This window comes from Bacillus sp. AFS029533, assembly GCF_002585125.1.
Lineage (GTDB): Bacteria > Bacillota > Bacilli > Bacillales > Bacillaceae_G > Gottfriedia > Gottfriedia luciferensis_B.
Window position 1 is genome coordinate 32,359 of the sequence record NZ_NUQC01000036.1, and the last position, 13,078, is coordinate 45,436.

14 protein-coding genes and 1 other annotated feature are annotated in these 13,078 nt (G+C 32.4%); of the genes, 9 read left to right on the plus strand and 5 right to left on the minus strand.

The window, feature by feature from the left end:
* Nucleotides 1-18 precede the first annotated feature (18 nt).
* Both COE53_RS18605 and COE53_RS18610 read right to left on the minus strand, forming a co-directional pair.
* Nucleotides 19-597 carry a biotin transporter BioY gene (locus tag COE53_RS18605; protein WP_025568382.1) on the minus strand — a complete coding sequence of 193 codons (579 nt, stop codon included), beginning with the start codon at nucleotides 595-597 and terminating at the stop codon, nucleotides 19-21.
* 323 nt (nucleotides 598-920) lie between these two features.
* Nucleotides 921-1,997, minus strand: coding sequence for a DUF3900 domain-containing protein (locus COE53_RS18610; RefSeq protein ID WP_069033115.1), 1,077 nt, complete (start codon nucleotides 1,995-1,997; stop codon nucleotides 921-923).
* A gap of 347 nt (nucleotides 1,998-2,344) precedes the next feature.
* Here COE53_RS18610 and COE53_RS18615 point away from each other — a divergent pair, with 347 nt between their 5' ends.
* The 6 genes from COE53_RS18615 (at nucleotide 2,345) to COE53_RS24095 (ending at nucleotide 7,842) form a co-directional block, all read left to right on the plus strand.
* Nucleotides 2,345-3,265, plus strand: coding sequence for a DMT family transporter (locus COE53_RS18615; protein WP_098948518.1), 921 nt, complete (start codon nucleotides 2,345-2,347; stop codon nucleotides 3,263-3,265).
* Nucleotides 3,266-3,349: 84 nt separating this feature from the next.
* Nucleotides 3,350-3,561 (plus strand) — a binding site (T-box leader).
* Between the two features lie 147 nt (nucleotides 3,562-3,708).
* The gene (gene proS, locus COE53_RS18620) at nucleotides 3,709-5,142 is read left to right on the plus strand and encodes a proline--tRNA ligase (protein WP_091021296.1); all 1,434 of its coding nucleotides are present in this window, start codon (nucleotides 3,709-3,711) and stop codon (nucleotides 5,140-5,142) included.
* A gap of 41 nt (nucleotides 5,143-5,183) precedes the next feature.
* Entirely contained in the window at nucleotides 5,184-5,540 is a 357-nt protein-coding gene (locus tag COE53_RS18625; protein ID WP_069033113.1) for a nuclear transport factor 2 family protein, read from the plus strand.
* Nucleotides 5,541-5,623: 83 nt separating this feature from the next.
* A complete protein-coding gene (locus tag COE53_RS18630) occupies nucleotides 5,624-5,854 on the plus strand; it encodes an excisionase family DNA-binding protein (RefSeq protein ID WP_025569189.1) in 231 nt (76 codons plus the stop codon).
* A 42-nt stretch (nucleotides 5,855-5,896) separates the two neighbouring features.
* Nucleotides 5,897-7,372 (plus strand): sodium/proline symporter PutP, encoded by a 1,476-nt coding sequence (gene putP, locus COE53_RS18635; RefSeq protein WP_069033112.1) that lies wholly within the window; start codon nucleotides 5,897-5,899, stop codon nucleotides 7,370-7,372.
* Nucleotides 7,373-7,692: 320 nt separating this feature from the next.
* Entirely contained in the window at nucleotides 7,693-7,842 is a 150-nt protein-coding gene (locus COE53_RS24095; RefSeq protein ID WP_175403466.1) for a hypothetical protein, read from the plus strand.
* Nucleotides 7,843-7,973: 131 nt separating this feature from the next.
* Here the strand turns inward: COE53_RS24095 and COE53_RS18640 are convergent, their stop codons facing one another.
* Complete coding sequence (locus tag COE53_RS18640) at nucleotides 7,974-8,225, minus strand: alpha/beta-type small acid-soluble spore protein (protein ID WP_069033111.1); 252 nt, start codon at nucleotides 8,223-8,225, stop codon at nucleotides 7,974-7,976.
* A 132-nt stretch (nucleotides 8,226-8,357) separates the two neighbouring features.
* Here COE53_RS18640 and COE53_RS18645 point away from each other — a divergent pair, with 132 nt between their 5' ends.
* From COE53_RS18645 to COE53_RS18655, 3 genes are all read left to right on the plus strand, one after another.
* Entirely contained in the window at nucleotides 8,358-8,765 is a 408-nt protein-coding gene (locus COE53_RS18645) for a cytosolic protein (protein WP_069033110.1), read from the plus strand.
* Between the two features lie 277 nt (nucleotides 8,766-9,042).
* Nucleotides 9,043-9,948: a beta/alpha barrel domain-containing protein gene (locus COE53_RS18650; protein ID WP_175495542.1), complete on the plus strand. Its 906-nt coding sequence runs from the start codon at nucleotides 9,043-9,045 to the stop codon at nucleotides 9,946-9,948.
* An 86-nt stretch (nucleotides 9,949-10,034) separates the two neighbouring features.
* Complete coding sequence (locus COE53_RS18655) at nucleotides 10,035-10,814, plus strand: undecaprenyl-diphosphate phosphatase (protein ID WP_069033108.1); 780 nt, start codon at nucleotides 10,035-10,037, stop codon at nucleotides 10,812-10,814.
* An 88-nt stretch (nucleotides 10,815-10,902) separates the two neighbouring features.
* Here the strand turns inward: COE53_RS18655 and ypeB are convergent, their stop codons facing one another.
* Nucleotides 10,903-12,222, minus strand: coding sequence for a germination protein YpeB (ypeB, locus tag COE53_RS18660; protein WP_069033107.1), 1,320 nt, complete (start codon nucleotides 12,220-12,222; stop codon nucleotides 10,903-10,905).
* A 15-nt stretch (nucleotides 12,223-12,237) separates the two neighbouring features.
* On the minus strand, nucleotides 12,238-13,023 hold the full coding sequence (gene sleB / locus COE53_RS18665; RefSeq protein WP_439097772.1) for a spore cortex-lytic enzyme: 786 nt from the start codon (nucleotides 13,021-13,023) through the stop codon (nucleotides 12,238-12,240).
* Nucleotides 13,024-13,078: the final 55 nt, after the last annotated feature.

Genomic DNA, 13,078 nt, shown 5'->3' on the forward strand with positions numbered 1-13,078 from the left:
CTAGAGTGTCTCAAAGATTTACATATTTTCTGTTGATTGATTTGAATAGTTTTTTGTCAATGTGCTCAAAAAAACTGGTTGCTGTCTTAGTTTGAATACTAAAATTGAAGCAAGAATCGCTTTTAATACATCTCCTGGAATATAAACTAAACTTAATTTAGCCGCTGTCATAACTGGAATTCCCATCATAACCGCTTGAATTGGGATACCGATTAAATAGATTAATAGAATTCCAACAGTCAAGTTAATCAATAAGACATGTTTTAATTTTAACGTTTTAAAACGAGATAATAAATACCCAATTACAAAAGCCGTAATAGGCCATGAAATTAAATAACCAACACTTGGTCCTGCAAATACACTAAAACCACCACGACCACCGGATAGAAGCGGCATTCCAACTGCAACTAGTAATAAAAAGATAGTTTGGCTTAATGCACCTAACCTAGCACCTAAAACACCACCAGTAAGAAGAACACCAAGTGTTTGTAAAGTAATTGGAACTGGTGTAAAGGATAACATAATCGGAGGAACTTGTCCAAGGACACCCATAACTGCTGCAAACATTGCTACAAATGTAATTTCTTTAATCTTCATTTTAATTCTCCTAATGTCAATTTTCTAATAACTTCTTTCATATTAATGAAACTCAAATTATATGTCAACTAAATATTTTAGTTGGTTAACATATATTATAGTAAGATAGAAAACTAGAAAAAACTAAGAAGAGAGAATTAAAGATCAGAGTAGAAATTGGAAGATTTAATAGATGAGAGAGTAAGTAAAATTATAGTTATTGGTTTTGGTGGAGCGAGTAATTCTACTCTAATTGAAATCAAAAAGACAGCCAACTAGTAATAGCCAACTGTCTTTTAATTTTTTACTATATTCATTATTTTTAAATTGAGTTATTCGATCGATCAATAACCTGGAATATTTACTTTCTGACCAATTCGCTCAATTACATCTTCCAATTCGTCCGGCTTCAAAAACTCAATTGGAGAAAATCCCTTTTCAAATTGCAATACATCAGCTTCTAAAATTACGACATATCGACCGTTTACTTTCGCAATATGCAGGTTATCACCAAAATCAGCTAATAATCCTTTTACAGAAAAATGATCCGCTTTAAATGATAATTCAATTTCTGGTGTATGTTCCACGATTTGTGCTGCTGCTTCGATGACTTCATTGGGTGTAAAATGCTCTTGAATTTCACGTTTAGGACTTGCTGCCCATACTTCCATTGCTGCATCAAATTGTTGTCTTTCAACACTTTCCTCTTCAAATACATCTTCAATTTTGTCATATACCATTTCCATTACTTGAGATTTTACAATTTCAGGCATTGATTCAGAATAGGAAACAAATTTTAAAAAGTCTTCAAAATATCTAGCGTGTGATGCCTGATGGATTTTTAATTCACTCTCTGAGATCATCCCTAATTCTTCCATATAAGGGTATTGAATTGATTTCATATTTTTCGTGGTAATTGCCATTTCAACTGTTTTAATGAGTGTTGATTCATCTGAAATGGAGGCTACTTTTGGTTCAAAATCACATTTTAGTACAAATAAGAAAGGGTCATCAAAATATTTTCTTAGTTTCGCTTGAATAACTAGAAATGCTCCTCCGCGAACTGCACTAGTATCAATATAATTAATGACTAAAGTCTCATTTTCTGCTTTAAAATCTTCAATCGATTTTGCATCACGTATACGCTGGAATAAATTATAATTTGGATTTGAGTCTAAAGAATGGCCTTCTTCGACGATAAAGTGACCTAATTTTGTAGGTACAGAATCAGATTTTGGATGTTTTTCAACTTTTCGATTTACAATTCTTTCAAGTTCACCTTCTAAAAAGCCTTTCAATTCGCTTTCTTCAAACATTGATTCATCTAATGTTTGAAAATGTTTATATCGTTTATCAGATTGTTCACCTTTCCCTTCAACAGTTACAACATAAAACGATAAATATGTAATTTCAAAATCCATCCAATCACCTTTTCCTATTTTTCTGTATTTAAGTATATGGATGAGGCTTCAATGAGTCAATCATGAACTAATCAAGTTTTGGGCAAAATTTCCATAAAAACTATCATAAGATAGAGAAATTTTACAGTTATGAGACAAATTGATTACACACTATGATAAAATAAAGATATAATTTAATGTGGAACCAATAAAATTATAGTACTTGGATGTGGGAATATCACATCTTTTTTTCGTTAAGTGGGAAAAATAGGCAGCAATCTAGTGATTTCAGCATAGTCGCCATTTAGGCTCGTCAATCAACGAGTTTTCTTTACTTGCATTTTATGGGACCAACTTAGGGAGAGGGGATGAGAGACCTGAGAATAGAAAGAATAGCTACAATCTCATTAATTATCGTAACATTACTTTGGGGCACAACATTTGTAGTAGTCCAAAATGCGATTGCATACGTTGAACCGTTTGCATTTAACGCATTTCGATTTATACTCGCAACTTTAGTCCTTTTACCATTTTTAGTTAAAAGAAAACAAAAAACTAAATTAACGGTTAAACAAATCGTTATTACTAGTGGTATTGGATTTATGTTGTTTTTAGGGTATTTACTTCAAACATTTGGATTGAAGTATACAACTTCATCAAAATCAGGTTTTATTACTGGTCTATGTGTTGTATTAGTACCTGTTCTTTTATATTTAGTCTATAAAGAACGGTCTAACTGGTCTACTGTAATTGCGTGTTTAATTGCATTACTTGGACTAAGTTTCTTAACTTTAGGTGATTCATTCTCTGTAAATCTAGGAGATGTACTAACACTAATTGGGTCGGTTGCATTTGCATTCCATATTATTTTATCAGGAAAATATACGAAGCAAATGGATCCACTCAGCTTTACAACGATTCAACTAGCAACTGTTGGCATTAGTAGTACGATTTTCTCTCTAATTTTTGAAGATACTTCCGTTTCATTTTCTAAAGAACTTTGGGTCAACCCGACATTCATTTTTGCAGTCATTGTAACAGCAGTATTCTGTACGAGTGTCGCATTTTGGGTCCAAATGTTTGCTCAACAACATATTTCTTCAACGAAAGCAGCATTAATTTTTATTTTTGAACCTGTTTTTGCCGCATTTACCGCAGTACTTTTTGCAAATGAAACATTATCGATCCAAACAATTATCGGTGGGACTTTTATTGTAGGTGGTATGCTGCTATCTGAAGTACCCTTACCCAAGAAACGAGCAAAAGAAGTAAAAAATGAGGCAATCTAGTAAGAAATGTAAGAAATTTTAAAAAAATGGGTAGAATTCACATTGACAGATACAATTTGTTCACGTATTATAACTTTAAATTAATAAACGACTTAGAAAAGGAATAGTAAGTTTATAAGCTTTTAAGAGAGGGAATGGTCGGTGCAAATTCCTAAAGCAAGTATTCTGAACCAGCCTTGGAGTCTCTGTACCGAAATAATAGTAGGCTACAGCGGTTTTCCCGTTAAAGATGTTAAGAGATTATGTAGAGCTTTTACATAATAAGTAGGGTGGTAACGCCATGAATGGTCCCTTTTGATCATTCATGGCGTTTTTTGTTTATAAAAATCCGCTTATTTCGTATTTTCTATATAGTAATTAGGGTGGTAACGCCGAGAATGGTCCCTTACAGATTATTCTCGCGCGTTTTTTTTATTTTCTAAAAATGAATAGGAGTAGAGAAAATGACTACAAAAAAATTTGTTGAAGCAATTACAGATATGGATGTTGATTTTGCACAATGGTACACAGATATCGTAAAAAAAGCAGAATTAGTCGATTACTCAAGTGTTAAAGGTTGTATGATTATAAGACCTTATGGTTATGCATTATGGGAAAATATCCAAAAAGAATTAGATTTTCAATTTAAACAAACAGATCATGAAAATGTATATATGCCAATGTTTATCCCTAAATCATTATTACAAAAAGAAGCTGATCATGTAGAAGGATTTGCTCCTGAAGTTGCTTGGGTTACGCATGGTGGGCATGACGAATTAGCTGAACCATTAGCAGTTCGTCCTACATCAGAAACACTATTTTGTGAGCATTTTTCAAAAACAGTTGGAAGCTATAATGACCTACCAAAACTATATAATCAATGGTGTTCAGTAGTTCGTTGGGAAAAAACAACAAGACCATTTTTAAGAACGACTGAATTCTTATGGCAAGAAGGTCATACAGCTCATGCAACCGCTGAAGAAGCACAAGCAGAAACAATTCAAATGCTAAATGTTTATGCTAATTTCTTAGAAGACTTCTTAGCAATTCCTGTTATTAAAGGGCAAAAAACAGAAAAAGAAAAATTCGCAGGTGCAAAAGCTACTTATACAATTGAAAGCTTAATGCACGATGGGAAAGCATTACAAAGTGGTACATCTCATAACTTTGGAGATGGATTTGCAAAAGCATTTGATATTCAATACACAGATAAAAACTCTAAAAGACAATATGTACACCAAACTTCTTGGGGTATGACAACAAGAGTAATCGGCGCTTTAATTATGGTTCACGGTGATAACAGCGGATTAGTATTACCACCAAAAGTTGCTCCAACTCAAGTAATGGTCATTCCAATTGCTCAACATAAAGAAGGTGTGATCGAAAAGGCAACTGAATTAAAAAACCGTATTTCAAAAATTGCTCGAGTAAAAATTGATACTTCAGATAAAATGCCAGGCTGGAAATTTAACGAATATGAAATGAAAGGAATTCCAGTTCGTGTTGAAATTGGGCCAAAAGATATTGAAAAGAATCAAGCAGTTTTAGTAAGACGTGACACGCGAGAAAAAACGATTGTTTCATTAGATGCTTTAGAAGAAAATATTACAAATTTACTTCAAGAAATCCAAACATCACTTTACGAAAAAGCATTAAACAATCGTACAGAAAAAACATATGAAGCTACTTCAATGGAAGAACTAAAACAAATCAGTGACGAAAAACAAGGCTTTATTAAAGCGATGTGGTGTCAGGATCTAGCTTGTGAAGAACAAATTAAAGAAGAAGCTGGTTTAACTTCAAGATGTATTCCATTTGAACAAGAAAAACTTGCTAACACATGTGTATGCTGTGGAAAGAAAACAGATGTAATGGTCTATTGGGGTAAAGCTTACTAATTTGACATCAATCTAAATCAAACTAAGAGGGTGAATGAATAATGGAAAGTTTAGATTTTTTAAAAGAACATCTTTGTATGTTAGAAGAAAAATTACTACAACCAGAAATTCGCACCTCACAAATTGAACTAAAAAAGCTACTAGCCGATGAATTTTTTGAATTTGGTAGTTCAGGAAGGGTTTTATATAAAGAAGATCAATTCGAAACTGGCATTGGAATCGTAAAAATGACATTAAGTGATTTTGAAATTCATCCATTATCAGACGAAATTACATTAGTAACCTATCGAATTTTTAATGAAATAAAAAAACAACATTCCTTACGTAGTTCAATTTGGAAGTTAAAAGATGGTCAATGGAAAATGTATTTTCACCAGGGCACACCAACAGAGATTTAGGTAATGTATATGTATATTAAACAAAAGAACATATTCAAAAAAATAGTAAGATAATGTAAGAATGAGTAGGTAAGGAGAACAAAATGTATTTAACAATTAAAGAAACAGCGGAATACTTAGATCTTGATGAATCCTATATTAACCAGTTAATTCAAGAACGAAAAATAAGAGCAGTCCATGATGGTGAACAATATTTAATCTACAAAGAGCAATTTAATAATCATCTAGAACAAATGGAAAAAGCAAAAAAAATGATTGCAGATTACTATAACGAACCAATTCCTGAAGATATAGATGTAAAGGACGAAGACTAAATAAAATCAGATTATAAGAAGTTGCTATAACGGAGGGATAAAATGGATTCGCAAGTACTCATATCAATTTCTATTTACTTTATTTTTATGTTAGCTATAGGTTTTTACGCTTATAAAAAATCTACTGATAGTTTATCCGAGTATATGCTTGGTGATCGTGGTCTTGGACCTGCAGTTACTGCTCTTTCAGCTGGTGCAGCCGATATGAGCGGATGGATGTTAATGGGATTACCTGGTGCAATGTACGCAACTGGTATCTCATCTGCATGGATTGCTATTGGATTAACGCTTGGAGCATATTTAAACTATTTACTATTAGCACCCCGACTACGTGTATTTACTGAAGTAGCCGATAATTCAATTACAATACCAAATTTCTTTGAAAAAAGATTCCAAGATTCAACTCGAATTTTAAGAATTACTTCAGCTGTTGTTATTATCATTTTCTTTACACTTTATTGCTCAGCTGGTTTTGTATCTGGAGGTACATTATTTGAATCAGCTTTCGGGATCGATTATAAAGTAGGATTAATTATTACAGCTGCGGTTGTAATTGCCTATACATTATTTGGTGGGTTCTTAGCTGTAAGTTTAACAGATTTCGTTCAAGGTCTAATTATGTTTATTGCATTAATTTTGGTACCACTTGTTGCTTTTACAGATGTAGGTGGAGTAAAGCCTGCTTTCGATGAAATTAAAAATATAGACCCTAAGTTATTAAATATCTTTACTGGAACTTCATTTATTGGAATTGTTTCTTTACTTGCTTGGGGATTAGGTTATTTTGGACAACCTCATATTATTGTTCGATTTATGGCGATTTCAACTGTAAAGGAATTAAAGCCAGCGCGTCGTATTGGAATGGGATGGATGATTTTTACGATTGTTGGTGCAACATTAACAGGACTAGTTGGAATTGCATACATTTCAGTTAACAACTTAACATTAGATGATCCAGAAACAATTTTTATCTATTTCTCAGAAACATTATTTCATCCACTAATTACTGGATTCTTGTTATCTGCTATACTAGCAGCGATTATGAGTACTATTTCATCTCAACTTTTAGTAACTGCAAGTGCTTTAACAGAAGATCTTTATCGTATCTTTGGTAAAAAGAATGCATCTGATAAAGAGCTTGTTCGTATTGGTAGAATAGCTGTATTAGTCGTTGCGATCGTATCATTACTTTTATCGTTAACACCGAATGATACGATTCTAAATCTTGTTGGTAATGCCTGGGCAGGCTTTGGTGCTGCATTTGGTCCGGCTATATTATTAAGTTTATTCTGGAAAAGAATGACTAGCTGGGGTGCACTTGCAGGCATGTTAGTAGGGGCAGCAACTGTTATCATTTGGATCAGCGTCGATGCGATTAAAGAAGCAATCAACTTATATGAAATGGTTCCAGGTTTCTTTTTCAGCTTACTAGCAGTTATTGTAGTTAGTCTATTAACTTCAAATTCAAATCCAAAAGTAGAAAAGCAATTTGAGGAAATGGAAAAAAGAATAGCATAAAAACAAAAATACATTTTCTAAATTTAATCAGTAGAAATAGGGGGCGTGCTATGCACACTCCTATTTTTTTTTGACAATTTGCAAATGTGTTACTGACGATGCAAATTAGTAAATATTTTCAGGTTCAAGTTCTAAAAAAATAAAATCAGATTGTAGTAGTTGCTAAAGCAAGTTACTTCTTACAATCTGATTTTTTTATCGTTTAAAAAGTAATTTTTATTGGTAAAAATTCACAATTGAATAATACGTACACATTGTATACAATTTCGATATAGTCAGAAAATTATAATTTAAATTGTACTTTAAGGGGTGTTGTTTATATGAAAAAGGAAGTAATGATTATAGTCCCAATCCTTATATGTATATCAGTTGCATTAAGCATGAATAATGCCTATCACGAAATGGTTTTTACAGGTGTAGGAGAAGGTTTTACTGATTTTGTGAAATATATTATTCATGGACTTTTCTAATAAATTTTATAAAGAGATACGATCGAAAAAAACCCTGTTTCTTTTTTGGATTCAGGGTTATTTTTTAATTAATTTACTTTAATTTAATAGTCTCGAATAGTTAATATGACAATCACATGTTCAAAAAACCTTTATCGTTTATTCAAATTCTCCTGCGCCATTCTAACTAATTCTTTTACCATATTGCCACCAATACGTCCACCAACTTTACCGTTTTCATGAGACGTTAAATTGCCATTATATCCCTTCGTTAAAGGAACTCCAACTTCCTCAGCCGCTTCGAATTTAGCATCTTCAGGATTTGTTGTATGCATTACTTTTGCTTTTAGTGCATCAAGTGCTTTTCTAGATTCAGGAACTAAGATTTTATTCTTTCTACTCATCAAACCCACTCCTTTTTAGTTATAGATTTCCCGTTTATTGATTTTTTTAATTATGGAAATAATTGCTATAAAATAGGGAATGTTACATAATGAAGACATGCGTTGATCAATCGATATAAAAGGAGAATGATGATGAAATCTTTTAATGTAACATTTCACAAAGAAGATAATGTAGATAATATGTTAATCCAAAAATTGAATGACGAGGAATACCATAAGTCTACTGAAGGTGGAACTAGACATTTATTCGAAATCGATACGAATATAGGCTTTTTTGTGTTTTTAGATTCAGAGGATAATGAAGGAAATGTATCACATTTAGTCCTTCAATATAATGAAGAAGATGAAGAACCAGTTGCTTGCTATTCATTTGCAATGAAAGATTTTTATGAATTCATGGCTTTATATTTAAATGATTTAGAATTCGTTGATGAAACTTCTGAAGAAGAGGAAGTTGAACTGGATGCTTCTAGTTCAATTCATCATTTAGTTCATCTATTATTCCATGTAATTGAAGAAGGCGAAGATTTAGAAGTATAAACTACCAAATAAATGTATATTCTTCCAAAAAATACCGGGTTTATATTTCTTGAATTGGATATTTATGCAAAATATGGAAATTTCACTAATTTGTTTTGGTTATTCATTTAAAACAATGATTTCGAAAAAGCTCTTGATATTTATCGGGAGCTTTTTTTATTTTTAGGATTCACTTTGTCTATCATAAATAACTTTCGACTAAAGTAGAATTAATACAAGGATATTTTCAGAGGAGCTAGTTTTAAAAAAATAAAAAGTAGAATAGGAGTCGATCATATTGAACTTGCCACAGTCTGTATTCATAAAAGAAATTGGACCTCGTATTAATTTTCAATATGGATCACGATTATCTATTGACCAAAAATTACAATGGATTAACTATCTGATTGATAGTGGATTAAATCACATCGAAGTGTCCACGTTAATGAATTTTCCGGATAAACAACAGTTTAATAAGGCTACCGAATTAGTATTGAAGTTAAAAAGAGAGCATCACATAACATATGGAGTATTAGTACCAAATAAAAGAAGTCTAATGAGAGCATTTGTCGTAGATGCAGATGAAATTAACTTTTTTATCTCAACAAGCGAGTCATACAATGTTAAAGTTAAAAATTGCTCGATCACTCAATCTTTGAAAGATATTAAAGAAATGACAAAAGTAACAAAAGATTATGAAAAGCTTACGCGTGCTTATATTACAACAGTATTTGGCGATCACGATGAAAAAGTAAGTCATCAAAAGGCAATCGACTTGGCATCGCAATTATTAGATGATGGAGTGGAGGAGGTATCATTTGTTGATACGCAAGGCAAAGCAACACCTCATCAAGTTAAGTTATTTTTGGAGGATTTATTAATAAACATTCCTAAAGAGCGTTGCTCAATGCAATTTTATAATACTTTTGGGAATGGCATTTCTAATATCTATACATCACTTTCATATGGGATTCAGCGGTTTGAATCAGCTAATGGAGGGTTTGGAGGTTGCTTTCCATCTAATGAACAAAATCGAATGATTGAAACGGAAGATTTAATTTCATTTTTGCATCGACTTGAGATTACTACTGATGTCGACGAAGAAAAACTACTTGCCGCTACAAACTATATTTCAAACCAATTAAATGAAGAGCCTACTAGTAAGTTATTTTCAAGATTACCAACCAAAAAGCATCTTACATGATGCTTTTTTATATTTTTAATAATTTGGACAAGAATTGAATTTTTTTTGCATATAATTTACTAATTTGAATGAAAGGAGAATTGATTATGTCTAACTTTGAAGCAATTATATTAGGCATCATTCAAGGGTTAACTGAATTTCTCCCAATCAGTAGTACCGGTCATTTATATATTGGTAGACATTTATTCGGCTTAGATGAGGCAGGCTTATTATTAGATACGTTAATGCATATTGGTACTTTATTAGCGGTGTTTGTTTTTTACAGTAAAGAATGGAAAGGTTTGATAAAAAAACCTTTTTCAAAATTAACTTTATTGCTTTTTGTTGGCACATTACCCGCAGTAATTGTAGGCTTATTATTTAAAGATTTTTTCGATAAGATATCTGTTTCGGGTAAAACGATTGGGTGGGAGTTTATTTTTACTGGTATTATTTTATTTATTGCTGATAAAAGGAGAAAAGGGAAGAAAACAATGGAGGAGCTAACATGGGTCGATGCCTTATTCATCGGCTCATTTCAAGCACTTGCTATATTTCCAGCGGTTTCTCGTTCAGGATTAACAATCGCTGCAGCATTATTTAAAGGAATGGAACGAAAAAGCGCTGCGTATTTTTCATTCTTATTATCTACCCCTGCAATTTTAGGTGGAATCGTCTTCCAGGGAAAAGATCTACTTGGTGGAAACGCGGAACAAATTGCGTTTTTCCCGCTATTTCTTGGTACATTAGCCGCCGCTTTATTCGGGTATCTAGCCATTAGCTGGATGATCAATTTATTGAAAAAACAATCACTGAATATTTTTGGCTATTATGTTATCTTTTTAGGGGTTAGTATCGTAGTGCTTCAGTATTTAAAGATATTTTAAATGTAAATCGATAAAAATTACAAAGATAAGTTATCGTTTTGTATACAAAAGAGCACAGGAAGTGATTAACCTGTGCTTTTTTGATTACTCATAGTTTTTTAACTTTTTCTTCATCACCAGTCATTGCATTAATAAAGATATCATATGTATCGTGATTATATGTACCTAAAAATTCATAAGTAAGAACTTCTTTATTAAAACTATTTAAGATAACCGCTAGGCGTTCTTCCTCGACTTTAACATTTTTGTTAAGCTTTGCTTTTGCTTGCTCAAGCGTAAGCTTAGGAGTAGGGATTTTACGTACATGGTTTGAAGTAATATAGTTTTTAGCATTAAAGCCGATGATTTGCCCGTTATCTAACGCTACCTTTAATTGAATTGCTTCTGGATAGATGCGTACGTCGTCTATTGCATGAACATATTGAAGCACACCGATTGTATCATATTGAGAGCTATCGTATAATTCCATATCTTTATAGTTTTTAGAATCTAAATAGTTTAGACCTTTTTTTACTGCATCATCTAAGCTAATTTTTTGCTTATTTATTGGTCTATTTGTTATAAAAAAGATCGGTAAACCCTTAGTTTCAGTTATTTGCATATAAGTATCAGCGGTCGGGTTAGTATGAGCCATAGTAACAGCATAAAATGGTTCGAAATTTTTGTTCTCACTTCTAGTAACTTGAGTTTTATTTACATTTTTAAGCGGAACAAATTTTTGGGCTATTTTTTTAGCTTCATCCTGAGAGATTTTTTTACCTGTAAGTTTCTTTAATCCTTTAGATTCTTCTTGCCCATTTGTGAAGGTAGGACCAAAATCTTGGTCAGTTGTTGCTTTTACTTGTTCAATATGTTTAAAACCATCCACGATACTATTGTCTCGAGGCGCTTTTCTTTCTTCAGTCATTTGACCAACATCAATCCAACTTAAGTTTTTATTCATGATGTTTGTTTGTACATTACGGAGTCCATCTTGAATTTTTTCAGCTGTCGAATACATATCACGTAAAGTTTTATATTCCTTTGCAGTTAAAGGTTCTTTATTTAAATCTCGAACCGCTGTTTTATAGCTAAAGTTTCCTACTCCAGTTAAAAAGGCTTGAGTTTTGTCAAAAGGCACAAATTTTAATGGGAGCTGTGCTATGTCAGATTTAGAATGAATCGAAATTCGCCATACATCTGCTAAAGCAGGGGAGAGAGACGTTCTAGAATTCATTGCTAATGTCGTTCCAATTTTATCGTGTAATAAATCAATATCGTATGTTAATTCATTAAAAGCTCTTTGATAATTATTTTCGGCTTTTAAATTCATTTCATTCAATTCACGATGTTGCGTGTATCCCCAATAACCAGATCCGACTAGAGCGGCTGCTAAAGCACCTGCAACAATCCAACTTCCTTTCATAATTACACCTCACTACAATTATTTGCAAAAAATATGTTGACCAATAGTTAAAATAATAGGGCGGCCCCGAATCCATTGGTTTGTTGCTGTTTTAGGATTGTAATAATAAATACAGCCAGTGGTTGGATCCCAGCCATTTATTGCATCAATTACGGCTTTTTTAGCCTGAGCATTAGGTGTTAAATTAATTTGACCGTCAGCTACTGCCGTAAAAGCACCTGGTTGATAAATAACACCAGCGATTGAATTTGGAAAAGACGCATTTGTTAAACGATTTAAAATGACTGCTGCAACAGCAACTTGACCGATATATGGTTCACCACGTGATTCTCCATAAACAGCATTTGCCATTAATTTAATATCGTTATCTGTATAACCGTTTGGTGCGTTTGCAATCGGTTTATTATTTGGTTTTGCATTCGAATTATTAGGGTTACTTGTATTTGGTTTAGCCGGTTTATTGTTGTTATTAGAAGTATTATTATTTGATGTATTATTGGCCGTATTACCTTTATAATTTTTAGTTGCTTTTGTCAGCTTTTCTTTTAATTTTGTTCCTGCGACACCATCAACCTTCATACCAAATTCCTTTTGAAAATTACGAAGAGCCCAGTAAGTATTCCAGCCGAAAACGCCATCAGCCTTATCGTCTAAAAAACCTATAAATATAAGTCGTTCTTGAAGTTCCTTAACATCTTGACCTGTTGAACCACGGCTAAGCACTTGACTACTAAATGCATCAACTTGTTTTTTAGGTAAGTAAATATTTAAAGTAATCAGCGAAATACATATTATGCATAAGATAACAAATGCAGTTTTATAGTGAAAATTTTTTTGCAAAATAAATCCTCCTTAATCA